At 65.0% G+C, this 26,115-nt stretch carries 19 protein-coding genes; 14 read left to right on the top strand and 5 right to left on the bottom strand.

Annotation, left to right across the window (positions count from 1 at the left end):
• Window positions 1–9 precede the first annotated feature (9 nt).
• The 8 genes from Q0894_RS00210 (at window position 10) to Q0894_RS00245 (ending at window position 9,345) form a co-directional block, all read left to right on the top strand.
• Entirely contained in the window at window positions 10–1,296 is a 1,287-nt protein-coding gene (locus Q0894_RS00210) for an FAD-binding oxidoreductase (protein WP_299230410.1), read from the top strand.
• Between the two features lie 113 nt (window positions 1,297–1,409).
• Window positions 1,410–2,519 carry an ABC transporter ATP-binding protein gene (locus Q0894_RS00215; protein ID WP_299230412.1) on the top strand — a complete coding sequence of 370 codons (1,110 nt, stop codon included), beginning with the start codon at window positions 1,410–1,412 and terminating at the stop codon, window positions 2,517–2,519.
• Between the two features lie 10 nt (window positions 2,520–2,529).
• A complete protein-coding gene (locus Q0894_RS00220; protein WP_299230414.1) occupies window positions 2,530–3,453 on the top strand; it encodes an ABC transporter permease in 924 nt (307 codons plus the stop codon).
• Window positions 3,450–4,247 (top strand): ABC transporter permease, encoded by a 798-nt coding sequence (locus tag Q0894_RS00225; RefSeq protein ID WP_299230416.1) that lies wholly within the window; start codon window positions 3,450–3,452, stop codon window positions 4,245–4,247. The genes Q0894_RS00220 and Q0894_RS00225 overlap by 4 nt, the downstream gene beginning before the upstream one ends.
• 39 nt (window positions 4,248–4,286) lie before the next feature.
• On the top strand, window positions 4,287–5,351 hold the full coding sequence (locus Q0894_RS00230; protein WP_299230418.1) for a spermidine/putrescine ABC transporter substrate-binding protein: 1,065 nt from the start codon (window positions 4,287–4,289) through the stop codon (window positions 5,349–5,351).
• Window positions 5,352–5,403: 52 nt separating this feature from the next.
• Complete coding sequence (locus tag Q0894_RS00235) at window positions 5,404–6,771, top strand: glutamine synthetase family protein (RefSeq protein WP_299230420.1); 1,368 nt, start codon at window positions 5,404–5,406, stop codon at window positions 6,769–6,771.
• Between the two features lie 52 nt (window positions 6,772–6,823).
• Window positions 6,824–7,900 (top strand): spermidine/putrescine ABC transporter substrate-binding protein, encoded by a 1,077-nt coding sequence (locus Q0894_RS00240; protein ID WP_299230422.1) that lies wholly within the window; start codon window positions 6,824–6,826, stop codon window positions 7,898–7,900.
• A gap of 152 nt (window positions 7,901–8,052) precedes the next feature.
• Window positions 8,053–9,345 carry an FAD-binding oxidoreductase gene (locus Q0894_RS00245; RefSeq protein ID WP_299230424.1) on the top strand — a complete coding sequence of 431 codons (1,293 nt, stop codon included), beginning with the start codon at window positions 8,053–8,055 and terminating at the stop codon, window positions 9,343–9,345.
• Window positions 9,346–9,491: 146 nt separating this feature from the next.
• Here the strand turns inward: Q0894_RS00245 and Q0894_RS00250 are convergent, their stop codons facing one another.
• Complete coding sequence (locus Q0894_RS00250; protein WP_299230426.1) at window positions 9,492–11,231, bottom strand: formate--tetrahydrofolate ligase; 1,740 nt, start codon at window positions 11,229–11,231, stop codon at window positions 9,492–9,494.
• A gap of 196 nt (window positions 11,232–11,427) precedes the next feature.
• Here Q0894_RS00250 and Q0894_RS00255 point away from each other — a divergent pair, with 196 nt between their 5' ends.
• Window positions 11,428–12,450, top strand: coding sequence for a GlxA family transcriptional regulator (locus Q0894_RS00255; protein ID WP_299230428.1), 1,023 nt, complete (start codon window positions 11,428–11,430; stop codon window positions 12,448–12,450).
• A 5-nt stretch (window positions 12,451–12,455) separates the two neighbouring features.
• Here Q0894_RS00255 and Q0894_RS00260 read toward each other — a convergent pair whose 3' ends face one another.
• Window positions 12,456–15,023 (bottom strand): FAD-dependent oxidoreductase, encoded by a 2,568-nt coding sequence (locus tag Q0894_RS00260; protein ID WP_299230430.1) that lies wholly within the window; start codon window positions 15,021–15,023, stop codon window positions 12,456–12,458.
• 236 nt (window positions 15,024–15,259) lie between these two features.
• On the opposite strand from Q0894_RS00260, the gene Q0894_RS00265 reads away from it, so the two are divergent.
• From Q0894_RS00265 to Q0894_RS00275, 3 genes are all read left to right on the top strand, one after another.
• Entirely contained in the window at window positions 15,260–16,456 is a 1,197-nt protein-coding gene (locus tag Q0894_RS00265) for a glycine cleavage T C-terminal barrel domain-containing protein (RefSeq protein ID WP_299230432.1), read from the top strand.
• 6 nt (window positions 16,457–16,462) lie between these two features.
• Window positions 16,463–17,329, top strand: a complete 867-nt coding sequence (locus Q0894_RS00270) for a methylenetetrahydrofolate reductase (protein WP_299230433.1) — start codon at window positions 16,463–16,465, stop codon at window positions 17,327–17,329.
• A gap of 213 nt (window positions 17,330–17,542) precedes the next feature.
• Window positions 17,543–18,241 (top strand): glycine zipper 2TM domain-containing protein, encoded by a 699-nt coding sequence (locus Q0894_RS00275; protein WP_299230435.1) that lies wholly within the window; start codon window positions 17,543–17,545, stop codon window positions 18,239–18,241.
• A gap of 136 nt (window positions 18,242–18,377) precedes the next feature.
• Here the strand turns inward: Q0894_RS00275 and Q0894_RS00280 are convergent, their stop codons facing one another.
• Both Q0894_RS00280 and Q0894_RS00285 read right to left on the bottom strand, forming a co-directional pair.
• On the bottom strand, window positions 18,378–19,871 hold the full coding sequence (locus Q0894_RS00280; protein ID WP_299230436.1) for a Na+/H+ antiporter NhaC family protein: 1,494 nt from the start codon (window positions 19,869–19,871) through the stop codon (window positions 18,378–18,380).
• A 78-nt stretch (window positions 19,872–19,949) separates the two neighbouring features.
• On the bottom strand, window positions 19,950–21,326 hold the full coding sequence (locus Q0894_RS00285) for a glutamine synthetase family protein (RefSeq protein WP_299230437.1): 1,377 nt from the start codon (window positions 21,324–21,326) through the stop codon (window positions 19,950–19,952).
• A 268-nt stretch (window positions 21,327–21,594) separates the two neighbouring features.
• Here Q0894_RS00285 and Q0894_RS00290 point away from each other — a divergent pair, with 268 nt between their 5' ends.
• Both Q0894_RS00290 and Q0894_RS00295 read left to right on the top strand, forming a co-directional pair.
• A complete protein-coding gene (locus tag Q0894_RS00290; protein WP_299230438.1) occupies window positions 21,595–22,908 on the top strand; it encodes an FAD-binding oxidoreductase in 1,314 nt (437 codons plus the stop codon).
• Window positions 22,909–23,032: 124 nt separating this feature from the next.
• Entirely contained in the window at window positions 23,033–23,776 is a 744-nt protein-coding gene (locus Q0894_RS00295; RefSeq protein ID WP_299230439.1) for a gamma-glutamyl-gamma-aminobutyrate hydrolase family protein, read from the top strand.
• 139 nt (window positions 23,777–23,915) lie between these two features.
• Here Q0894_RS00295 and Q0894_RS00300 read toward each other — a convergent pair whose 3' ends face one another.
• Entirely contained in the window at window positions 23,916–25,862 is a 1,947-nt protein-coding gene (locus Q0894_RS00300; RefSeq protein ID WP_299230441.1) for a Na+/H+ antiporter NhaC family protein, read from the bottom strand.
• Window positions 25,863–26,115 lie beyond the last annotated feature (253 nt).

Below are 26,115 nucleotides of genomic sequence, written 5' to 3' on the forward strand. Positions count from 1 at the left end.
GGAGCCTGCATGACCGACCACGCTGCACCGCCGAGTTCCTGGTATCGAGACTCCATCGCCGTCGACCCTGGCCCCTGCCTACCCCTTGAGGGGGAGGTGCGTGCCGATGTCTGTGTGGTTGGTGGGGGGATCACCGGCTGCTCGGCGGCCCTGGAGCTGGCCGAGCGGGGCTATTCGGTGGTGTTGCTGGAAGCCGGCGAGATCGGACACGGCGCATCGGGGCGCAGCGGCGGGCAGATCCTGCCGGGCCTGGGCACCGATATGGCCACGGTGGAGAGGGCACTGGGGCAGGAGGCCGCCCGCGATATATGGCGCCTGAGCCGCGAGGCAGTGGCGTTGACCGCCGAGCGTGTCGAGCGTCATGCCATTCCCTGTGATCTTGAGTGGGGCTACCTGCATGCGGCGGTCAAGGAGCGTCATGTGCGCGAGCTGGCCGAGTATCGTGATCGCATGGCTCGCGACTATGACTATCACGAACTGGAGATGCTCGAGGGCGAGGCGCTGCGCGAACGGGTGGTCACCGATGCCTATCCGGCCGCCCTGTATGAATCCGCGGCCGGCCATCTGCATCCGCTCAACTACACCCTGGGCCTGGCCCGTGCCGCACGCGATGCAGGGGTGAGCATTCACCAGCATAGCGTCGCCGTGGCGATCGAGCGCGGCCAGCCGGCCTGCGTACGCACCGCCACCGGCCGGGTCACCGCCGACTTCGTGGTGCTGGGGACCAATGCCTACCAGGCAGGCCTGGTGCCGGAGCTATCGGGGAGGGTGATGCGCGCCGCCAACTACATGATCGCCACGGCCCCGCTCAGCGAGTCCCAGGCGGCCAGGGTGCTCCCCCATAACGATGCCCTGTCGGATGCCAACTTCGTGCTCGACTACTATCGCCTTTCCGGCGATCGCCGGCTGATCTACGGCGGCGAGGTCAGCTATGACGGCCGCGAGCCCAGGGGCATCCAGGCGCGCATGGATGCCAAGATCGCGCGGCTCTTCCCGGTGCTCGAGGGGATTCCCATCGAATATCGCTGGGGGGGCGACGTGGCCATCACCTTGAATCGTGCACCGGACTTCGGCCGCCTGGGTGGCAACCTCTACTACGCCCAGGGCTACTCCGGTCACGGCATGGCACTCGCGGGGCTGGCCGGGCGGCTGATGGCCGAGGCCATCGCCGGCCAGGCCGAGCGATTCGATGCCTTCGCCGCCATGCCTCACCGGCATTTTCCCGGCGGCTCCCTGCTGCGCACCCCTCTGTTGGTGCTGGCCACCACCTTCTACAAGCTTCGCGACCGGCTCTGATGGGGAGATAGGATGTTATGGCCTTCGACGCCACAACGAGCGACGCCATCACGACCGACTCCCCACCAGCCGATTCCATAACAGCCGATTCCACAAGAACAGAGAGCAAGCCGATGACCGATACCCTGACCCTGGAGGCCGCCGACATCTCTTCAACCGAGGTGGATGAGCCGACTCGCGAGGCCTCTTCCATCCAGATGCAGGGGCTGCATAAACGCTTCGGCCGCAACACCGTGGCGCTGGATGGTGTCGACCTGGTAATCGAAGCGGGGGAGTTCTTCACCCTGCTGGGCCCCTCGGGGTGCGGCAAGACCACACTGCTGCGTATTCTCGCGGGCCTCGAGGAGGCCGATGACGGGCGCCTGGCCATCGGCGGCCGCGACGTTACCGAGGTGCCGCCCCATCAGCGCAGCGTCAATACCGTCTTCCAGTCCTATGCGCTCTTCCCGCATCTCTCCGTGCGGGAGAACCTGGCCTTCGGGCTCAAGATGCGCGGCATGCCCCCCGAGCAGCGCGAGGCACGCGTCGCCAGGATCGCCGAATTCATCCAGCTGGGTGACCTGGTGGAGCGGCGCGTCGACCAGCTCTCCGGTGGGCAGCGTCAGCGCATCGCCCTGGCCCGGGCGCTGGTCAATGAGCCCGACGTGCTGCTGCTCGATGAGCCCCTGTCGGCGCTCGATGCAGGCCTGCGCAGCCAGCTGCAGGTGGAGCTGTTGCGGGTCCAGAAGCGTCTGGGCATGACCTTCGTGTTCGTGACCCATGACCAGGACGAGGCGATGGTGATGTCCGACCGCATCGCGGTGCTCAACGGCGGCGTGATCCAGCAGGTCGGACCACCCCGGGAGGTCTATGAGCATCCTGCCAATGCCTTCGTGGCGCGGTTCATGGGCCATGACAATCTCTATCCCATCAACGCCCGGGATGGCGACCGACTGACCACGCCCCTGGGCGTGCTCAGCGCCGAGGCGGCCGGGGAGGGCGACCTGCTGTTGATTCGTCCCGAGACCCTGGATCTGCTACCTGGCGAACAGCCCGGCGACAACCGTCTGCCGGCCACCGTGACCGAACGGCTCTATCGCGGCAGCCATGCGGAGTACCGGCTCGAGGTGGGTGAGACCACGCTGCAGGCGACCCTGAACAACCGCGGTCGACGCCTGCCCGAGGTAGGCGACCGGGTCACCGTGTCGGTGGCGTCGGAAGACCTGGTCACCCTGAGTGAATAAGGAGCCACCCATGTCCTATGCCGGCGTGACCCCATCGGCCCGCAGCCGGGCCATGGTGCGCGAGAGTCGCCACCTGCTGTTCACCGTGGCACCGGGTGCCATCTGGATCATCATCTTCCTGGTGCTCCCCAGTGCCTATCTGATGGGGGTGGCCTTCATGACGAACGGTCCCTATGGGCTGCCCGAGATGCCGCTGTCGCTGGGGTCCTTCGAGCGCCTGGCCGGTTTCGGTTTTCTCGGCTGGAGCCCGGGTAACCTCTATACCCTGCTGCGCTCGCTCTGGCAGACCCTGGTATCCACCGGCCTGGTGGTGCTGGTGGCCTACCCCATCGCCTATTACATCAGCACCTGCCGCGAGAAGTGGCGACCGATCATGCTGCTGCTGGTGGTGGTACCCAGCTGGACCAATCAGGTGATACGTACCTTCGGCTGGATGAACCTGCTGGCACCTGGCACTCCGCTCTCCAGCCTCGCCGAAGGACTGGGATTGATCGCGCCCAACATGGGGCTCTATCCCTCCAACTTCGCCGTTACCCTGGGGCTGGTCTACAACTTCCTGCCGTTCATGGTGCTACCGCTCTACGCCGCCTTCGAGAAGCTCGACACCGCCCAGGTGGAGGCCGCTCAGGATCTTTACGCCTCGCCGGTGCGTGCCTTCTGGCATGCGGTCTTCCCTCAGACCCTGCCGGGGCTTCTGGCCGGCGTCGTGCTGGTGGCGATCCCTGCCTTCGGCATGTACGTGATTCCCGAGCTGCTGGGAGGGGGCAAGGGCATGATGCTCGGCAATCTGGTGGCCAACCAGTTCTCGGGCGGGGCCAACTGGCCGCTCGGTGCGGCCGGCGCGATCCTGATGCTGATCGCCACCTTCATCGGGCTTTACGCCATGCGTCGCATCGGCAAGCGTCTGGGTGGCGGGGAAGAGGTGGTGATATGAGAAAGCGCACACTCAAGCGAAGCCTGACCGGCTTCTGGTGGTTCACCCTGGCCTTCCTCTATCTGCCGCTGGCCGTGGTCGCCCTGTTCTCCTTCAACGCCTCCAACAGTGCCGCGCGCTTCACGGGATTTTCCTGGCGCTGGTACGAGCGATTGCTGGGCAACGAGGAGATCCTCTCGGCCTTCGCCAACAGCATGGTGCTGGCGATCGTCTCCTCGACCGTCGCGCTGGTGGTCGGCTGTCTGATCGGCTATGGCATGTATCGCCACCGCCATCGCAAGCTGGGCTGGTTGATCGTGTTGATCTATCTGCCCATCGTGCTGCCGGATATCGTCTTCGGCATCTCGGAAATGGCTTTCTTCGTGCAGGTCCACCGCCTGACCGGCTTCCTGCAGCCTGGCCTGGGCACCATGATCATCGCCCACGTCACCTTCCAGATTCCCTTCGTGGCGCTGATCGTCTACTCGCGCTTCGTGGGCCTGGACCCGACGCTGTTCGAGGCGGCCAAGGACCTCTACGCGACGCCCACCAAGCGCGTTATCCACTTCATGCTGCCGACCATCAAGCCGGCGCTGATCTCGGCCTTCTTCCTCTCCTTCACCCTTTCGGTGGATGACTTCGTCATCAGCTTCTTCACCGCGGGACCGGAGAGCGCGACCCTGCCGATCTATATCTGGGGCGCGATCAAGAAGGGGGTGTCGCCGGAGATCAATGCCATCGCCACCCTGATGATCGCGGCGGTCGCGATCGTCGCCGCCATCAGCCTGATCTTCAGCCGTCGCCGGCAGGCCTGAGCCGGCACTTGCCTTCACAGGGAAACCAGGAGAGTCATCATGACAATCAAAAAGAGTGCACTCGCCCTATCCATCGGTGCCGCGCTGCTGGCCGGCGGCGCCCAGGCCCAGGAGAACAAGCTCTACCTGTTCAACTGGACCGAATACATGGACCCCGAGATCATCGAGGCCTTCGAGGCGAAGCACGATGTCGAGGTGGTGCAGAACTACTTCAACTCGCTGCCGGAGATGCTCTCCAAGCTTCAGGCGGGTGGTGTCTCGCAGTACGACATCATCGTGCCTTCCAACTACTACGTGCCGAGGCTGATCAAGACCGGGCTGGTGCAGCCGCTGGACAAGTCGAAGCTCCCCAACTTCGACAACCTGATGGAACAGTTCAAGGACCCCGCCTTCGACCCGGGGGGCGAGTACACAGCGGCCTATCAGTGGGGCACCACCGGGGTGGTCTACAACAGCGAGACCTTCCCGGATGCACCCAAGAGCTGGTCGCTGCTCTTCGACCCCGAGGTCAATCCCGAATACCCCTTCGCGCTGATGGGAGATGGCCAGGTCAATCTGGGGGGAGCCTGTGCCTATCTGGGGCATGGCTACGACTGCACCGACCCGGAGGGATGGAAGGAGGCCGCGCGGCTGCTGATCGAGACCAAGAATCGAGAGACCTTCAGCGGTTTCAGCGACGGCACGCCACAGCTGCAGCAGCTGGCCCGTGGGGTGACCCATGCCGGCCTCACCTACAACGGCGACTACCTCTACTTCAAGGAGGAGGACCCCGAGACCTTCGCGTCGCTGGAGTTCATGATCCCTGATGAAGGTGCCGAGATGTGGGTCGACTCGATGATGATCACCGCCGAGGCCCCGAACCCTGACCTGGCGCACCAGTTCATCGATTTCATTCTCGACGCCGAAGTGGGTGCCCAGCTCTCCAACTTCAACTACTACGCCAGCCCCAACGCCGCGGCGGAGCCCTTTCTGGATGAAGTGCTGACCCAACCCCCGGTCCAGCCCACCGAGGCGGATATGGAGCGTCTGCGCTTCACCCCGAGCCTTGAGGGCGAGTCGCTGCAGGTGTTCCAGCAGCTGTGGTCGGAAGTGCAGTCGCGCTGAGTGGACGGCCCCGGTGAGCGGGGCCGCCTTTCCATAAGCAAGGACATTCCCCATGAGTAACCGACAGGAACAGCCGCTTCTCAACGACTGGTTCCAGAAACATGGCATTACCGAGGTCGAGTGCCTGGTCAGCGACCTGACCGGCATTCTCAAGGGCAAGATCATGCCCGCCGGCAAGTACCTCAACGGTGGACGCCCACGTCTGCCCGATTCGATCTTTATCCAGACCGTTACCGGGGGCTATCCCGACGACGAGGATATTCGCTTCTGGAACCAGACCGAGCGGGACATGGAGCTGGTGCCCGACCCCGGTGCCATCTACCTGGTGCCCTGGGCCGAGGATCCTACCGCGCAGATCATTCATGACTGCTTCTACCTGACCGGTGAGCCGGTGGATCTGGCGCCGCGGCATGTGCTCAAGCGGGTGTTGGGGCTCTACGCCGAGCGCGGCTGGAAACCGGTGATCGCGCCGGAGGTGGAGTTCTATCTGGTCAAGACCAACACCGACTCCGATTACCCGCTGGAGCCGCCCATCGGGCGCACCGGGCGACAGGAGAGCAGTCGCCAGTCATTCTCCATTGACGCGGTCAACGAGTTCGACCCGCTGTTCGAGGAGATGTATGACTACTGTGACGCCATGAGCCTCGACCTGGACACCCTGATCCACGAGGAGGGAGCGGGGCAGATGGAGGTCAACTTCCAGCATGGGGACCCGCTGGCACTGGCCGACCAGGTGGTGATGTTCAAGCGCACCCTGCGAGAAACCGCGTTGCGCCACGGCATGTATGCCACCTTCATGGCCAAGCCGATGGCCAATGAGCCCGGCAGCTCCATGCATATCCATCAGAGCCTGCTGGATAGCGAACGCGGCCACAATCTGTTCGCCGACGACGACGGCCAGCCCAGCCGGCTGTTCCACCACTTCATCGGTGGCCTGCAGAAGTACCTGCCGGCGGCGATGCCGCTGCTGGCGCCCAACGTCAACTCCTATCGTCGCCTGATGCGTACCGACAGCAGCGGCTCGGCGCCGATCAATGTGGAGTGGGGCATGGATAACCGCACCGTAGGGTTGCGGGTGCCGGTATCGACGCCCGATTCGACCCGCGTGGAGAACCGGCTGGCCGGTGCCGATGCCAACCCGTATCTGGTAATGGCGGCCTCGCTGGCCTGTGGCTATCTGGGCATGCTGAGCCAACTCGAGCCACGTCCCCCGATGACCGGTTCGGCCTGGTCAGGCGGCCACAAGCTGCCCGACGATATCGGTCCGGCACTGGATCTGCTGCAGGAGTGCCAGGCCCTCTCCGATATCCTCGGCGAGCGCTTCACTCACAGCTATCTGGCGGTGAAGCGGGCCGAGCATCGCGCCTACTTCCAGGTCATCAGCTCCTGGGAGCGGGAGCACCTGCTGCTAAGGGTCTAGGCTAGTGGCCGGGGGCCTGCGCTCTCGGCGATTCGAAACAGGGAGATTGACGATGCTGACACCAAGACACTGGGCGCCGCTTGCGGGGCTGGGCCTGCTGGCCTTGAGCCTTGCCGCGGCGGCCGAGGATGGCAAGCTGCGGCTGTTCAACTGGTCCGACTACATGGACCCTGCGATCATCGAAGGTTTCGAGGCGGAGACCGGCCTCGAGGTGGTGCAGAACTACTACAACTCCAATGCCGAGCTGTTCTCCAAGCTGACCGCCGGCGGTGACGCCCAGTACGACCTGGTCGTGCCCTCGGACTACTTCGTGCCGCGACTGATCGAGGCCGGCCTGATCCGACCGCTGACGGCCGAGGGGGAGGCGCTCGAGGGACACGGCAATATCCTCGGCGAGTTTCGCGGGCCGAGTTATGACCCCGAGGGGATCTACACCGTGCCCTACCTGTGGGGCGCCACCGGTATCGTCTACAACACCGAGACCTGGCCTTCACCCGAGCCTGGCTGGGGGCTGCTCTACGACCCCCAGGTCAATGCCGATTATCCCTTCGCGCTGCTCAAGGGGGACGCCCAGTTCACCTTCGGCACCGCCTGCGCCTTCCAGGGGGCCGGCTTCGACTGTGTGGGCCAGGAGCCCTGGGTGGCGGCCGCCAGGCAGATCATCGAGACCCGCAACCGCGACAACTTCGTGGGCTTCACGGATGCCACGGCGGCCATTGAGCAGGTGGCCAACGGGGTGATCCACGCCGGCGTGGCCTACAATGGCGACCTGGCCAACAAGCGTGCCGAGGATCCCGAGATCTACGGCAAGCTGGGGTTCTTCATTCCCGAGGAGGGGTCCCAGCGTTGGGTCGATGTGCTGGCGATTCCGTCTCGGGCACCCAATGTCGAGGCCGCCCAGGCCTTTATCGAATATCTGCTGCGACCCGAGGTGGCTGCGCGTCTGGCCAACTACAACTTCTATACCACGCCCAACGAGGCGGCGCTGGAGCTGGTCAATGATGCCCTGCGCGAACCGCCGGTGATGCCGGATCCGGCGGCTCGGGAGCGGCTCCACTTCACCCCCTCGGTGAGTGGCGAGGAGCTGGAGCTGCTGCAGGAGCTATGGAGCGAGGCGCGCAGCCGCTGAGATCACCGCCACCCAGTGAGGATGCCGCCGATGGAGTGCCCATCGGCGGTTTTTTTGGTGAGTATCATATGCCTTGTGGGTTGTTATTTTGCCGTTTTGGCCGGTAATATCGCGCCATAGTGTCAAGTAAAATTTCCAGCAAGGGGGTCGCCATGTCCGTCTCGTTCGAATCCGATCACGCCGCATCATGGTATGCCGATACCGCCAATCCAACGCCCGAACGCCCCGCCCTCGAGGGTGATGTCGACTGTGATGTGTGTGTGGTGGGCGCCGGCTTCACGGGAGTCTCCGCCGCCCTGCATCTGGCGGAGCGCGGGCTGTCGGTGGTGGTGCTGGAGGCGGTCAGGGTCGGTTACGGTGCCTCGGGGCGTAATGGCGGCCAGATCGTCAACAGTTACAGCCGTGACATGGATGTGATCGAGGCCAGGTACGGCGCCGAGACCGCCCGGGCCCTGGGCGACATGGCCTTCGAGGGCAACCGCATCATCCGCGAACGCGTGGCCCGGTATGCCATCGACTGCGATCTGCGCGACGGCAATCTCTTCGCCGCCTGTAATGGTCAGCAGCTCAAGGGGTTGCGCGAGCATCAGGCGCTCTGGAAGCGCTACGGCTATCGGGAGCTCGAGTTGCTGGAGGGTGAGGCGCTCAAGCGTGAAGTGGCAAGCGACCGCTATACCGGTGTGCTGGTCGATCATGGCGGTGGCCACCTGCATCCACTCAACCTGGTGCTGGGCCAGGCGGCCGCCGTGGAGTCCCTGGGTGGACGTATCTTCGAGCACTCGCCGGTCACGGGGATAAGGCATGGTGCCCCGGCGGTGGTGTCGACCGCCAGGGGGCGTGTGCGTGCCGAGCGGGTGGTCATGGCCGGCAATGCCTATCTCAAGGGTGTGCTGCCGGAAATCGAGGGCAAGTCGATGCCCTGCGGTACCCAGATCATCACCACCGAGCCTCTGGGCGAGGAGAGGGCGCGTGGTCTGCTGCCCAATGGCCTGGCGGTGGAAGACTGCAACTACCTGCTCGACTACTACCGCCTGACCCGCGACAACCGGCTGCTCTATGGGGGAGGGGTCAATTACGGCGGCAGCGACCCGGCAGATATCGAGAGTGTCATCCGGCCCAAGCTGCTCAAGACCTTCCCCGAGCTTGCCGACGTCGGGATCGACTACGCCTGGAGCGGTACCTTCCTGATGACCCTCAACCGGATGCCTCAGTTCGGGGTGATCAACGGCAATGTCTACTATGCCCAGGGCTACTCCGGCCACGGTGTTACCTGTACCCACCTGGCCGGCAAGCTGATCGCCGAAGTGATGCACGGTCAGGGGGAGCGCTTCGACGCCTTTGCCGGGCTGCCGCATCTGCCGTTCCCCGGTGGACGCCTGCTGCGGGTGCCGCTCTCCGCCCTGGGAGCCTGGTATTACCAGGCCCGTGACAAGCTCGGGCTATGAGCCTTGATATTGTCACGAGGGGCGCCGGGACCGACAGGGGACAGAGCCCCCGGCGGAGATGGTTCACACAGGAGTCTTGCACTGCGACAGGCATCGAGATTTCGCGGGGGGCTGTCCTCGACAGGGATCGATAGGGTGAGAGGGGGTCAATACAGGCCCACGGTATTACCCTCGTCATCGATATCGATTCGGGTGGCAGCCGGTGAGGCGTTGAGCCCGGGCATGGTGCGAATATCGCCGGCCAGGGCGTAGACGAAGCCGGCGCCGGCCGAGAGGCGCACCTCGCGTACCGGCAGGCGCCAGCCGGTGGGGGCACCCAGCAGGCGTGCATCGTGAGTCAGCGACATATGCGTCTTGGCGATGCACACCGGCAGCGCGCCATATCCCCGCGCCTCCCAGCCCGCCAGACGCTCCTGTATGCCCGGGGCGAAGTCGACACCATCCGCGCCATAGAGCCGGGTGGCGATGCGCTCGATCTTGTCCGCCAGGGGCAGCTCATCGGGATAGAGGTAGTGAAAGGCGTCGGTGTCACCGGCCGCCCCCTGCGTCGCCTCGACCAGTGCCTCGGCCAGCGCCACGGCTCCCTCACCACCGTCGCGCACATGGGTGGAGAGTTCGGCGCGTACCCCCACCGAGGCACATAGCTCGCGAATGGCGGCCGCCTCGCTCGGATGGTCCCCGGGGAAGGCGTTGATCGCCACGACCGGTGTCAGGCCGTGGGCCCGCACATTGTCGATCTGCTTGAGCAGGTTGGCGCCTCCCGCCATGACCTCTTCCGGGGCCTCGGCCAGCAGCGAGGCCGGTAGCGGCTGGCCGGGAATCACCCGGTGCTTTCCGCAGTGGTACTTCATGGCGCGCACCGTGACCACCAGCACCGCGGCGTCGGGGGTGAGGCCCGAGGCACGACACTTGATATTGAAGAAGCGCTCCCCCCCCATGTCGGCGCCGAAGCCGGCCTCGGTAACCACGAAGTCGGCGGCGTGGAGGCCGATTTGGTCGGCGACGATGGAAGAATTGCCGTGGGCGATATTGCCGAAGGGGCCGGCGTGGATCAGCGCCGGCGCATGCTCCAGGGTCTGCAGCAGGTTGGGCTTGAGCGCCTCCTTGAGCAGCACCGTCATGGCGCCGGCGGCGCCGATCTGCTCGGCGGTGACCGGCTCGCCGTCGCGGTCGAGCCCCACGATCAATCGCCCCAGTCGTTTCCGCAGGTCGGCCAGCGAGTCGGCCAGCGCCAGCACTGCCATCACCTCCGAGGCGGCGGTGATCTCGAAGCCCCCCTGACGAGGCACGCCGTCGCCGCGCCCGCCGAGGCCCAGCACCAGGTGGCGAAGCGCGCGGTCGTTGAGGTCGATCACCCGCTGCCAGCAGATGTCCCGCGGGCCGAGCTCCGGGGCGAGGCGGTGATGCAGATGGTTGTCGACCATGGCCGCCAGCAGGTTGTGGGCCGCGGCGACGGCATGCAGGTCACCGGTGAGGTGCAGGTTGATGCGCTCCATGGGCAGCACCTGGCTGTGACCGCCGCCGGTGGCGCCACCCTTGAGCCCGAGGGTCGGCCCCATGGAGGGCTGGCGCAGGGCCACCGCCGCTCGATGGCCCAGGCGCTGGAGTCCCTGCACCAGGCCGATGGCGGTGGTGGTCTTGCCTTCGCCGGGGGGCGTCGGTGTCATCGAGGTGACGACTACATAGCGCCCGCGTGGAGACTCGGCCAGTGCCGTCATGGCCGTAAGGTCGATCTTGGCGATGCCGCGCCCGTAGGGCTCCACCGCCTCGCCGGGCAGGCCCAGGCGGTGGGCGATCTCCTCGATGGGCCAGAGCCGTGCCGCCCTGGCGATGCTCAGGTTGTCGTTGGGTTGCGCGGGAATGGGGTCGCTCGCTTGGGTCGGCATGGCGGTTGCTCCTGAGGAAACGCCGGTCGTTGGGTTCAGTATCGCCCGCATCGTCCGCTTCTCTTGCCTGGCGACGTCCAGGGTCTATGGCACAGCGACACCCTGAGCGTGATTGTCACCCACTTGCCCCAAGCGACCAGGATAGGCTATCTCTGATGTCCAAGAGTCATCGCCTGCCTTTCGGGAGCCAGTGAGTATGTCGACCACCGCCGTGTCAGGTTGCCACTACGATATAGGATTCCTGCTGCTGCCGGGCTTCTCGCAGCTGGCCTTCGCCTCGGCCCTGGAGCCGCTGCGGATGGCCAACCATCTGGCCGACCACCGGCTCTATACCTGGCACCTGGTGAGTCGTGATGGGGGTGAGGTGCATGCCAGCAACGGCCTGGCCACGCTGGTGGACCAGGCGCTGGAGCCGATGCCGGCCCTGGACCTGATGCTGGTGTGCAGTGGGGTGGGGGTGCAGGCGCATTGCGAACGCCCGGTACTCGCCTGGTTGCGCCGCCTGGCCGAGCGCGACACGCCGCTGGGAGCGCTGTGCACCGGTAGCTATGTGCTGGCGATGGCGGGGCTGCTCGACGGCTACCGCTGTACCCTGCACTGGGAGCATATCGGCAGCCTCCACGCGGCGCGGCGCTTTCCCGCCGTGACCTTCTCCTCGCAGCTCTTCGTCATGGATCGCGACCGCTTCACCTGCTCGGGAGGGATTGCCCCGCTGGACATGATGCTCAATCTGATTGGTCGCCAGCAGGGCATCGGCCTGGCCGAGGCGATTGCTGAGGAGTTCATTCATGAGCGCATTCGCGGGGTCGACGACCGTCAGCGTACCCCGCTGCGGGTGCGTCTGGGGCATAGTCATCCCAAGCTGGAGGAGGTCGCCACCCTGATGGAGGCCAACCTGCAGGAGCCGCTGGCACTGGATGAGCTGGCGCGTTATGCCGGCCTGTCGCGGCGCCAGCTGGAGCGGCTGTTTCAGCGCTATGTGGAGGTGCCCCCGCTGAAGTACTACCTGGCCCTGCGCCTGGCCCGGGCACGACTCCTGCTGCTGCAGACCCATATGCCGATCACCGAGGTGGCGCTGGCCTGTGGCTTCATTTCGCCGCCTCACTTCACCAAGTGCTATCACGACCACTTCGGCCACTCGCCCAGCGGCGAGCGCAAGCGGCGGGCGCTGCGCCAGGCCGAGCTGACGATATCTCACGAACGGACCCTGGAGGAGTAGGCCGCTCAACTGCGTGGTCGCTCGCCCAGCGGGTCGTAGAGCGCCCGGTAGCCCACCGCGGCCACGCGCATCGAGTAGTGCTCGCCGAAGTACTCCAGCAGCAGTCGGCGGTCCTCTTCGGCATAGGCCCTGGGCAGATAGCCCAGCGCGATATTGCACTCGAGAGAGGGGCCCCAGGCAATACTGGTGGTATAGGAGCGCCGTCCCAGGGTATCCACCGGCACCTCACCGCTCTCGGGGTCGAGCAGTGGTGCCTGGCCGACCGGGAAGCGCGGTATGCCACTGCTGTCGTGGTGATCCTCCATCACCAGGGTGCATAGGGTGGCCGGCTGATGCTCACGACCACGCTGCTCGAGGTGGGCACTCTTGCCGTGGAACTCGGCACTCTTCACCTTTGGGCGGGCCAGGCCCGCCTCCAGGAGGTTGTAGTCGGTGAGCAGGTCGACATTCTGAAGGCGCAGGCTCTTCTCCAGGCGACGGCTGTTGGCGTAGGTGTCGATCCCCACCGGCGTGACGCCGGCCTCGAACAGTCGGTCCCATAGCGCCAGCCCGTAGCTGAAGGGGACGTATAGCTCCCAACCCTGCTCACCCACATAGGAGATTCGGAAGGCCCAGACCGGCAGGCCCTGGACACGTATCTCGCGGGCGGTGGCGAAGGGGAGGTGGGCATCGTCCAGGGCCTCTGGCAGATCGGCGAGTGCCTGCAGGATGCGTCGGGCGTTGGGGCCCCACAGACCCAGGGTGGCCAGGCCGTCGGTGCGGTCCTCCAGGTGCCAGCGGGTCAGACCCCATCCCTCGCCACGGCGGATGATCCACATCAGGTCGCGGTGGCCGGTATCGCCACCACAGATCACCCGCCAGCTGTCCGGCGCCAGGCGCACGATGGTGAGGTCGGAATGCACGCCGCCGGCGTCGTCGAGGAAGTGGGTGTAGACCCCCTTGCCGATGGGGGTGTCGCCACCGATGCGTGCCACCGATAGACGCTCCAGCAGTGCCTCGGCATCGTGGCCCGAGATATCGTAGATGGCGAAGTGGGAGAGATTGACCATGCCCACGTCATCGCTCATGGCGAGCTGCTCGGCATTGGCGACACGCCAGAAGTGGCGGGCATCCCATTCGGCGGGGCGCTCCGGGACTCGTTCCAGATAGGCGGCCAGACGCGTTTCGTTGGCGGCATAGCCGTGGGCGCGCTCCCAGCCGGCGGCCTCCATGAAGTAGCCCCCCAGCTCCTGCTCCCTCGACCAGAAGGGGCCGCGCCTGAGGTTGCGGCCGCTGGCGAAAGGCTCCCGGGGGTGTACCGGCGGGTCGTAGATCTTCTGGGCGATCTCCCGGCAGCGTCCATGGACGTGGTGCGGGGTCTTCTGCACCGGATAGAAGCGAGCGATATCGACGCTGCAGGGGTCCATGTCGGGCCGGCCCCGGGTGATCCAGTCGGCCAGCAGCTTGCCCATGCCAGGGGCGTCCTTGACCCAGACCGCCTCGCAGAACCACAGGCCGCGGGTTTCCGGCGACTCGCCCACCAGCGAGCCACCGTCGGAGGTGACCGAGAGCAGGCCGTTGAAGGAGTGCTTCTCGTCCAGCCCCAGTTCGCCGAGCACCGGAGTGAGCGCCATGGCGAGCTCCAGCGCCTCAGCGACCTGGTCGATCTCCAGGTCGCGCATCGAGGGGGAGAGCCGGGCCCGGTGGCGATCGAGGATGGCATGCGGCTCCACCAGGCGTGGTTCCCTCGGCTCATAGTAACCCAGTTCGAGCTGACCGCCCTCGGTGCTGGCCGGGTCACCGGTATCGCGCAGATAGGCGGAGTTGCCCTGGTCGCGCAGCAAGGGGTAGCCGATCTCCTTGCCACTGCCGGCGAAGGTGTCGAAGGGACCGAAGAAAATCAGCGGGTGTTCCAGTGGCATCAGCGGCAGGGCGGCGCCGCCCATGGCGGCGGGAATCGGTCCCCAGATACCGGCGGTAACGATCACCAGAGGCGTCGAGACATAGCCTTTCAGCGTCTCGACGCCGTGAACCCGTCCATCGCGGACATCGATATCCAGCGCCGGGGTCTCGGCGAAGGCGTGCAGATGGCCGCTGGCAACGGCCTTCTCGATCAGCTCGCCGGCAACGCGCTGGGAGCGTGGTACCACCAGCCCGGCATCGGGATCCCAGAGGGCGCCGAGCACCAGGTCGCGCTCCAGCAGCGGGAAGCGTGCCACCGTCTCGTCGGCATCGATCATGCAGGCGCGGGTACCGAATGCCTTGCCCGAGGCGACCTTGCGCTGGAGCTCGGCCAGGCGCGCGTCGTCGCCGACCCTTGCGATCTCCAGCCCGCCGGACTTGTGATAGTGGCCCATTGCTTCAAAGAAGCGCTGGCTGTAGGTGGTGGTATAGCAGCTCAGGCGGTCGTGGGAGGTCATGTAGCAGAAGTCGGAGGCGTGAGCGGTGGAGCCGACGTCCGAGGGCAGGGCGGCGGTCTCCAGACCCACCAGGTTGGTCCAGCCCAGCTCGATGAGGTGGTGGACCACCGAGGCACCAACGATGCCGCCCAGGCCGATGATCACCGCGTCTGCCTGCGAGGGTAGGGTTGCCATGGTCAACCTCCTGAGAGCACCTGAGTTTCTGCCAGCATAAGGCAGCCCCGGCAGGTCACGCTGTCCCGCGACGACGCCTCCTTGTCCGCTGGCGACAGGCTGCCACCGGGGCTGTCGCCTACGGCTAAGAGTGGGCCGCCCATGGCGAGATGGGTGGCCCCGGTCGGGTCTAGTGTCGAAGGCATGGGGCCGGCGCGGGGCCGGTACCTGTCACAGCGACCCATGAGGTGAGCGTCATGTCCCAGGTCATCGAAAGCGTCGAGCACGCCCGGGAAGCACCGGAGATTCTGCTCTATCCGCGTATCCGCAAGTCACCCTTCTTCTATGCCTCGCGGCGCCATGGGGTGCGCAAATATAGTGTCTACAACCACCACTATCATCCACGGCTCTATACCGACCCCGTGGACGAGTACTGGGCCCTGGTGCAGGGTGTGACCCTGTGGGATGTCGGGGTCGAGCGCCAGATCGAGATATCGGGGCCCGATGCCTTCGCCTTCACCCAGCGGCTGGTTCCCCGTGACATGCGCCACTGCCAGGTCGGGCAGTGCAAGTATGTCTTCGTTACCGGCCCCGATGGTGGCATCCTCAATGACCCAGTGCTGCTGCGCATCGAGGAGAACCGCTTCTGGCTGTCGCTGGCCGATAGCGACATCCTGTTGTGGTGCCAGGGGCTTGCCGTCAACTCGGGACTCGATGTCACCCTGCGCGAGGTGGATGTGGCACCGGTGCAGGTCCAGGGCCCCAGGGCCAAGGCGGTGATGGTGGACCTGTTCGGCGAAGCCGTGCTGGCGATGCCCTACTATCACCTGATGGAGGCGGAGCTCGACGGGATGTCGGTGGTGATTTCGCGCACCGGCTACTCGGGCGAGGTCGGCTACGAGATCTATCTGCGCGAGGCCAGTCGCTTCGGCGAGGCCCTGTGGCAGCGCGTGTTCGAGGCCGGCCGTCCCCACGGCATGCAGGTGATCGGCCCCTGCCATATCCGTCGTATCGAGGGGGGGATCCTCGCCTTCGGCTGCGACATCTGGTACGACACCAACCCCTTCGAAGTGGGAATGGGGTACGACTGGATGGTGGACCTGCGCGGGGATGATGACTTCATCGGTCGTGCCGCCCTGGAGCGCATCAAGGCCGAGGGAGTATCGCGCAAGCTGGTGGGGGTGGAGATCGACGGGCCTAGCGTGGGCTACTTCACCGATGGCAGCATGATCGACGTCTTTCCGGTCTTCACACCGGGCGGCGAGCGTATCGGTCAGGTCACCTCGGCCACCCGCTCGCCGCGCCAGGAGCGCAATATCGGCTATGCCATGGTACCCATCGAGCATGCCGAGCTGGGCACGGCACTACGGATCGAGGCCAATACCGGACTGCAGGATGCCGTGGTCGTTGAGAAGCCCTTCCATGATCCGACCAAGACCATTCCCAAGGAGTAAGAACATATGACGTCGATCCGCTTCGAGCTGATGCCCCTCGTCGGCATGCAGGAAGCGGCACTATCCCTGCCCGCAGGCGCCACGGTCACCGTGACCTGCTCACCACGCCACGGCCTCGAGCGGACCCTCGAGGCCACCGAGTGGCTGGTCGAGAGAGGGTTTCATGTGGTGCCGCACCTGGCGGCCCGGCGGGTACGGGATAGCGCCCACCTGGAGTCGCTGCTGGAGCGCCTGGTGGCCCTGGGTGTCGATGATATATTCGTGGTGGGTGGCGATGGAGAGAGCCCGCTGGGCGACTACCCTCACGGCCTCGCTCTGCTCGAGGCCATGGGGAGCCTGGCACAGCGACCGTTGCGGGTTGGGGTTCCCGTCTATCCCGAGGGGCATCACGCCATCGACGGAGATGACCTGGAGCGTGACCTCGTCGCCAAGGCGTCTCTGGCCGACTATGCCGTGACCCAGCTCTGTTTCGAGGCCGAGCCGCTGCTGGCCTGGCGCAGGCGTCAGTCACGGCTCGGGCTAGCCCTGCCGGTCTATGCCGGCGTCCCCGGGGTGATGGAGCCCAAGCGGCTGCTGGCCATCGCCATGCGTCTGGGGCTGGGGCCCTCGATGCGTGCCCTGCGTCGCCAGTCGGGCTGGCTGAGACGGCTGTTGAGGCCTTCGGACTTTCGCCCCGACGCCTTGCTGGAGAAGGTGGAGCCGCTGCTGGAGGATGGCGTCGACGGTTTCATCGGCCTGCATGTTTACACCTTCAATCGGGTCGAACCCACCCGGCGCTGGCTGGAGGCGCGTCTGCGCCTGATGTCCGGCCGGCCAGAGTCGACGTCGTCGGGAGCCGGCCCCGTCACCTCGGCCGGCGAACCCCTGGCCTGAGATTGATTGTTCCCATCTGGCGACAGGTAGGGAAGCTCTGTGGAAGTCGCCGTCGCTGCCGCCTCGATTTTACTCCTCGCCCTATACTGGGCCGCGTCGGGCAGCGCCGGATTGCGCTGCCCCTCTCATCGCCACGAGCCATCAAGGTCACGCTCGCCTTGAGCCCGGAAGTGTTTCAGTGAGTGGTGTTCCACTCTTATCAGGAGATGACAGATGAGCAAGACCTCGATCGTTGTCGGCGCGACGCTGGCCGTGCTGGGTGTTGGAGGGCTGGCGTTCGGGGCCTGGCAGGTCCAGCAGCCACGTGGGCCGGTATATGCCGAAATCCTGGCGGTAGAGCCCGTGACCCGAACCGTGGAGCGGCCGCGAGAGGTCTGCGAGGACGTTGAGCGGGTAGTGAGCGAGGAAGTCCCGGTCGAGGTGCCGGTGCAGGTTCCGGTGGAGGCGCCGACCCCGTCCGAACCGGCGGCCAGTCGCGACCCTCACCGCATCGTCGGCAGTGCCGCTGGCGCTCTCGTCGGCGGGCTGCTGGGTAACCAGGTCGGGGGTGGCAGCGGCAAGAAGATCGCCACCGTGGCGGGTGCCATCGGCGGCGCCCTGGCCGGACGCGAGGTTCAGGAGCGCGTCGAGGCGCGCCAGCATGCCCAGGCCGGTGGCCAGGTGCAGTACGAGACCCGCTATGAGACGCGTTACGAGACCCGCCAGCGGGTGGTGGTCGAGGAGGAGTGCCGGACCGTCGTGGAACAGCATGAGGAGTCACAGGGCTATGAGGTCACCTACCGCCTCGATGATGAGGAGCTCTCCCGGCGCCTGGAGACGCCTCCCCAGGCCGAACGCCTGCCGGTGATCGATGGCGAGGTGCAGTGGCAGGCCGAGTCCGACGCCACGGCCGAGGCATCCACCGAGGTGTGAAATTTCGATTCCGCCCGCTGCACGAAGGTTTCGCCCTCGACGGACCCCGTCTGCCCTTCAGTAATGACACCGCCCCCGAGCGAGAGGCTCGGGGGCGGTGTGGTGTGGCCAGGTGCCAGGGAGCTGGCCTGAGGGGTCAGGTCATCAGCATGCCCAGGGCGAGGAAGCCCAGGGTGGTCACCAGTGCCCCGATCAGGGCGTAGGGGATCTGCGTCAGCGCATGCTGCATCGGTTGACAGCCGCTGCCCTGGGAGGAGAGCACCGAGGAGTCGGAGAAGAAGCAGGCGTGGCTGCCAAAGCTCGAGGCGGAAAGCAGGGCGCCGACCACCAGCGGCAACGGGGCGCCCATGCTTTGCGCGATGGGGATCACGATGGGGATCGAGATCACGAACACCCCCCATGAGGAGCCGGTGGCAAATACCACGATGGCCATGGAGAGGAAGACGATGGCCGGCAGCATGGCGACCGTCAGATAGGGGGTAAGGGAGTCGATCATGAAGGCCGTCATGCCGAGCTGGTCGTTGATCTCGCGTAGCACGAAGCCGACGGCGACGATGGCGAGCGGCAGCATCATGGTCCTGAAGCCGTCCATAATGGCGTCCATCAGAGTGGCGAAGGTGGCCAGTCGCTGGATCAGGTAGAGCAGGATGGTAAACATGATGGCCACGATCACGCCCTTGAGAAGGTCGATCTCGAACCAGGCGCTGGCGCCGATCAGTACCGCCATCGGCAGCAGGAAGTTCATCACGCCGACCCATGGCCGCGTGATGGGCACATCATCCTCCCCGAGGGCGACCTCCGGGGCGTTGTCGGGGATCGGCTGACCGTTTCTGGCACGCTCCTCGGCGGCCTTCATCGGGCCGATATCGGGCATGATGCCGATGGCGACGAGCAGGACCAGTCCCATGGCCACCCAGCCATAGAGCATGAACGGGATCGACTGGATATAGAGCCACATTCCCGGGCCATCGGTGGCACCGTTGGTTTCGAGTAGCTCGGCGAAGTAGACCGCCCAGGTGGAGATCGGTACCAGAATACAGACAGGGGCCGCCGTCGAGTCGACGATGTAGGCCAGCTTTTCCCGGGAGACACCGAATCGATCGGTGAGTCGCTTCATGGCGGCCGAGGTGGCCAGCGCATTGAGGTAGTCGTCGATGAAGATCAGTACGCCCAGCGTGGCGGTACTCAGCAACGACTGGCGGCGAGTCTTGACCAGCCGCGTCATGAAGTGACTGAAACTCAGGGTGCAGCCCGACTTTTCCAGCATGGCAATGAAGCCACCCATCAGGCCGCACACCAGGATCAGCCAGGCGATGGTCTCATCCATCATGACCGCCATTGAGATGTCGGACAGCTCGCCGATGAAGTCGTCGGGTTGCAGCATGATCAGCCCCGAGAGGGCGCCGATGGCCAGCGCCTCCAGGGTGCGGTGGGTCGCGATGGCGACCACCAGCACGATCAACGACGGGACGAGGCTGATCCAGCCGAATGGCGTGCCGGGCTCATGGTTCAGGGTTAGGCCCCCGACCGTAAGCAGCAGGGCGGTGACCAGGGCGAAGGTCTTGCCGGTACCGCGGCGGTCCGGCAGGGAAGGGGAGAAGGGGTGGCGCACGGCCTGGTTGGAGCTCATGGGGTTACCTCCCGGTCGGCAGTAGGGCGACGGGTCGACGTTGCTGTTGTGGTTGTCTCTCGTCGGAGCGGAAGAGAGTTAGACGTGACGCAGGTACCAGTCGATCTCCAACTGGCTGACCTCCTGCATGGCCTGGCTGCGCTCGACACGCCGATTGGCCAGAAAGACCGTCAGGAAGTCCTGGCCCAGCGCCTCGCGCAGCGACTCGCTCGCCTCGAGCAGGTCGAGGGCCTGGCGCCAGCTGTTGGTCAGGCTGGGGGCGAACTGGTCGTAGGCGTTGCCGGTCACCGCTGGGGGAGGCGTGAGTTCTCCGGCGATGCCATGCTCGATACCGGCGAGCAGGGCGGCCAGCAGCAGGTAGGGGTTGGCATCGGCACCCGCCACGCGGTGCTCCAGGCGCCGGGCGGCGTTGGGGCCGGAGGGAATGCGAACCGCCACCGAGCGATTGTCGAAGCCCCAGGTGGGTGTCATGGGCACATAGAGTCCCGGCTGGAAGCGTCGGAAGGAGTTCAGGTTCGGGGCGAACAGCGCCACGCTGGCCGGCATCTGCTCGAGTAGTCCGGCAACGGCATGCTTGAGGGTCGTGCTGCCCAGCACATCGCCATCGGCGGCGGCGAAGACGTTCTCGCCTGAGTCGTCGATCAGGCTGATATGCACGTGGGTGCCGTTGCCCGCCTCCAGACCATAGGGCTTGGCCATGAAGGTGGCCTCGAAACCGTGATTCTGTGCCACCCCCTTGATCAGACGCTTGAGCAGCACCGCGGCGTCGCAGGCGGCCAGGGCGTCAGGGCCGTGCTTCAGGGTGATCTCGAACTGCCCCGGCGCACACTCCTTCAACATGGTGTCCAGCGGCAGCTGCTGCGCCTCGGCGGCAGCCTGTACGGCCTCCAGGAAGTCGGCATATTCGTCGAGCTCGTTCACCGAGTAGAGCTGGCTCTGGCTGGCACGCTCACCGGTGACGGGGGAGCGTGGGGGTTGGATCATGCCCCCCTCGGCCCGTTCGCGGTCGACCAGATAGAACTCCATCTCCACGGCCACGACCGGGGTCAGCCGGCGAGCCTTCAGGCGCCTCAGCTGTCGCTCCAGCACATGCCGCGGCTCGGCGAAGAAGCCGCTGCCGTCGGCTTCCTCCATGGCCATCAGCAGCTGTGCCTGGCGACCCTGGCGACGCCAGGGCGTGGGCATTAGGGTACCCGGGAGGGGGCGGCAGACGCGGTCGGCGTCGCCGCTGTCCAGGCCCAGGCCGGTCTCCTCGACGGTGTTGCCGAGAATATCCAGAGCGAATACCGAGGCGGGCAGGTTGATGCCCTGGGTATAGGCCTTCTCGAGATTCTCCCGTGACACTCGCTTGCCGCGCAGCACGCCATTGAGGTCGCTGATCAGCAGGTCGATGCTGGTGATCTCGGGATGCTGCTCGAGAAAGGAGTTCGCTTCGTCGGCATTGGGAGCGGTCATGTTGGCACCTGTTGTGTTGTCGTCGGCTTCATTTTTCAGACCGGCGACCGTTGTTGTCAAATTTTATATACCGTATAGGTCAAGCCTTTAGTCGAATAAAACAATCCATTTTTTATTAAATAGTCATTAAATCAGTAATTTAGATGGGGTTTGCACGCCTGGGTGTTGGGTGGTAGTTTGTTGATGAAAGAGCAACACTCATCCCGCTGGTGAGAATTCTCGACTCAACCTGAATAACACTCAACAAGCATGACGAATCAGAGGTCGCATGATGACGATGAAGAGACACCCCTATGCCGGCGATGGCAGCCATACCACGAGTTATTATGCTGCCTCTGCCAATCCCGCGCCGCATCGACCCGAGCTGGTCGGTGACCAGCGGATCGATGTCTGTATCGTCGGTGCGGGTTACAGCGGCCTCTCGACCGGGCTGCATCTGGCGGAGAAGGGCTACAAGGTTGCCATCATCGAAGGCGCGCGAGTCGGCTGGGGGGCGTCGGGGCGCAATGGCGGCCAGATCGTCAATGGATTGAACGCCAGCCTGCAGACGATCAAGAAGCGCTACGGCCAGGATACGGCGACCTTCGTTGCCGGCCTGGTGCAGGAGGGGGGCGAGATCATCCGCGAGCGGGTGCGCACCTATGACATTCAGTGCGACCTGAAGGAGAGGAACATCTTCACCGGCCTGACCGGCGCCCACATGAAAGAGCTGGAAGAGCGCATGAATCTCTGGGCCAGCTACGGTATCAAGAACCAGGAGATGCTGGACAAGGAACAGCTGCGCGAGCATGTGAACTCCGATCTCTATGCCGGAGGCTTGATCGATCATTCCGGCGGGCATATGCATCCGCTGAACCTGGCCCTGGGTGAAGCGGCGGCGTTCGAGCGTAACGGTGGGGTGATCTACGAGATGTCGCCGGTGGTCGAGGTGGATCACGCCTCGCCACAGCCGGTGGTCAGAACCGCCAAGGGCTCCATGACCTGCCAGACCCTGGTCCTGTGCGGGAATGCGTATCTTGGCAAGGTGGTGCCGACACTGACCTCGCGGGTAATGCCGGTTTCCACGCAGGTGATGGCGACCGAGCCGCTGGGCGAGGAGCGGGCTCACGACCTGCTGCCGACCGATGCATGCGTCGAGGATATCCGCTATATCCTCGACTACTACCGCCTGTCGGGCGACAAGCGGCTGCTGTTCGGTGGTGGCACGGTCTATGGAGGCTCGGACCCCAGCGATATCAAGGCCAAGCTTGAGCGCAACATGGACAAGGTGTTTCCGCAGCTCAAGGGGGTCAAGATCGATTACGCCTGGAGCGGCAACTTTGCCCTCTCGTTCAGCCGCGTGCCACAGATGGGACGCATCGGCGATAACACCTACTTTGCCCATGGCTACAGCGGACATGGCGTCACCGGGTCACATACCTTCGGACGTATCCTCTCCGAGGCGATCGACGGTGACCTGACCCGGTTCGATGTCTTCGAGAAGGTGCCATGGCTCCCGTTCCCGGGCGGGCGTCTGCTCCGCGTGCCCTATTCGGTGATGGGGTCATGGTGGTACGGCCTGCGCGACAGGCTCGGTGTCTGATATTCGAGGAGCGCTCCCCGCGTGACCTCGCCGGCCAGCAACCCCTGATCGACGCCGAGTGTCGATGAGGGGTTGCTGTCTTGGCGGGTGGCCATCCCCTTCGCACAACCCTGAGGAGAATCTCATGCAAAACCGTCCCCTGGTGGCAGTGATCGCCTGTCGTCGTGAGGTCGAGGGTCATCCGGCCCATATGGTGACCGACAAGTATCTGACGGCACTGCGCACCTACGGTCTGGACCCGGTGGTGTTGCCGGTATGGGAAGATACCGACCCCGACCATGCCCGGCGATTGCTGTCCCACTTCGATGGCCTGCTGCTGACCGGCAGCCATACCAACGTGGAGCCCGCACGCTACGGCGCCGAGAGGGCGCCGGAGAATACCCGTGATGACAAGGACCGTGATGCCGCGGCCATGGCCTGGCTGCCGTCCAGCCTGGAGCGAGGCATGCCCCTGCTGTGTATCTGTCGCGGCTTTCAGGAGCTCAATGTGGCCTTCGGCGGCACGCTTTATCAGGCGGTGCAGAATCAGCCAGGCAAGCTTGATCACCGTGAGCCCGAGGGCGATGTCGATCAGCAGTATGCGCCGACCCATGAACTCTCCATCGAGCCGGGTGGGGTGCTGGCCGGCCTCTATCCCGAGCGCAGTGCCCGGGTCAACTCGCTTCATCAGCAGGGCATCGACCGGCTTGGCGATGGCCTGAGCGTCGAGGGCGTCGCGCCGGATGGTCTGATCGAGGCCATTTCCGTGCGTGATGCCAGTGCCTTCGCGCTGGGGGTCCAGTGGCACCCGGAGTGGCAGCCCACCAGCCATCCCCTGTACGACGCCATCTTCCAGGGCTTCGCCGCGGCCTGCGTCAACTCGCGCTAGTCACTATGAGAAGCAGGCTGGCGCGATGTCGCCAGCCTGGCATTCACCAAGCTAACATGCGCCAATTCACAGAGCCCGCGGCCATGGCCGCGGGCTCTGTGGTTCTATTGGAGGTTCTAGGGGGATGGCGCCAGGGTTGTTATCGGGGCGCCTGGTCCGGGGTGTTGATGGCGCCCTGCGCAGTGACGGGCTGGCGCTCCGGACGTCTGCCGACGACCAGCAGGGTGCCCAGCAGTATCAGGGCGCCGACCGCCAGCCCCAGCCACCAGCTGATGCCGTAACCGACCGCCAGGTTGCCGAAGATCAGCGCCACCGCCCCCACCAGCAGGGCATAGGGAAGCTGGGTGCGGACATGCTCGACCAGATCGCAGCCACTGGCCATGGCGGAGAGCAGGGTGGTATCTGCCAGCGGCGAGCAGTGGTCTCCCCAGACCGCGCCGGCAAGCACCGACGCCACCGAGGCGTAGAGGATGGGCATGCCTTCCGCCGTGCCGTTCATGCCGTTCTGCTCCAGCACGGCCCAGGCCAGGGGCACGACCAGCGGCATCATGATGCCCATCACGCCCCATGAGGAGCCGGTAGCGAAGGCCGTAAAGCCGGCCAGCACGAAGATCACCGCGGGCAGCCATGCCGGGCTGAGGCTCTCCCCGAGGGCCGCCACCAGGAAGTCGCTGGTCTGCAGGGAAGCGTTCACGTTGGCCAGTGCCCACGCCATCATCAGGATGGTGATCGGCAGCAGCATCGACTTGACGCCCTCGAACCAGTAGTGGCTGGTCTCGGTCATGGCCATCAGGCGCTGGGCCTGGGTCATGATGACGGCGACCACGCAGGAAGCCAGTGAGCCCCACATCATCGAGCTGAAGGAGTCGCCCTCGCCGAAGATGTCGCGCAGGGAGTGGGAGCCGGGCCCCAGGGCCTCGAGGCCGGTGGTATAGATGCCGCCGAGGGTGATGGCGGCAAGCACCAGCATCGGCACGATGGCGTTCATGGCCCGAATCGGGATATTGGGCTTGGTATTGATCTCCGCTTCCTCGACGATCGCCTCGCGGTCGCTGAGGGTGGTGCGACGGCCGCCCGCGTCGAGGGCTCGGCGCTCGGCGGTGAGCATCGGACCGAAGTCGCGACCCAGCCAGGTGGTCATGAACACGAAGGCCAGGGCCAGGATCGGGTAGGCGTTGTAGGGAATGGCGTTGACGAATACCGAATAGGCCGATTCGTTCCAGTCACTGATGTTGCTCATCGCCTCGCTGATCAACCCCACTTGAAAGCCGATCCAGGTGGTCACCAGCATGATGGCGGAGACCGGAGCCGCGGTGCTGTCGATGATATAGGCGAGTTTGGCCCGGGAGACCGCCATCTTGTCGGTGATTGCGCGCATGGTGTTGCCCACGATCAGCGCGTTGGCGTAGTCATCGAAGAAGATCGCGATCCCCAGCAGGAAGGTCGAGGTCTGTGCCTGGCGTCGCCCGCGTATGACCCGGGAAATGCGTTGGGCGATGCCCTGGGTGCCGCCGTTGCGGGAGACGATGCCCACCATGCCGCCGATCAGCAGGCAGAACAGCACGATCGACATGTGCTCACTGTCGCTCGCGGCCTCAAGGACATGCACATTGACCGAGTCGCCGAAGGCGCTGGAGAGAGCGCCGAAATCCATGCCGTGCATGATCCAGCCGCCCAGCAGGATGCCGACGAAGAGTGCCAGGATCACCTGGCGAAACGCCAGCGCCAGGACGATCGCCACCAGGGCCGGCAGCAGCGATAGCCAGGCGGGAATTGCCGTCAGCGTCTCGCTGGCCAGCGTGCTCCCGCTGGCATCGATCAGCTCGAGGCTGGCGGCGCTGTCGTTCAGGGTGAGTCCCTCGACCAGCGCGCTGCCGCCATCGACACCGACCACCTCGAAGGTCTGGTCGTTGAGGCGCAGCGTGAGGGAACCTTCGGGGAGCTCTTCCAGGGTCAGGTCGAAGGCGACGCCCTGCAGGATCGTATCGGGCGTGCTGAGTGTTGCCGCCTGACTGGGCAGTGTGCCGAGACAGAGTGTCAGTAGTAGGGCCAGACGCATCGTCCAGCTGCTCAGGATCGTGGTCATGTTCGCTCCGGGTGCTTGTTGTTGATGGCGCCGAGCGAGTGTGCAGGGCGTCAATGAAAAATGACCTAGAGGGTTGGGGGCGTCAAGGTGTTTGTCATAACTTTAGTTGAATGTCGATTTTTTAATTTCTCAATATTTTCATATAAATCAATATTTTATAGAGATATTGTCGCCATGTTTTGGAAAGGGGTTGGCAGATACCGCAGGGGAGGGTATGTTGATTAAACAATAACATCTTACACCATCGATCCCG

This window comes from uncultured Halomonas sp. (genome assembly GCF_947501415.1).
Classification (GTDB): Bacteria; Pseudomonadota; Gammaproteobacteria; order Pseudomonadales; family Halomonadaceae; genus Halomonas.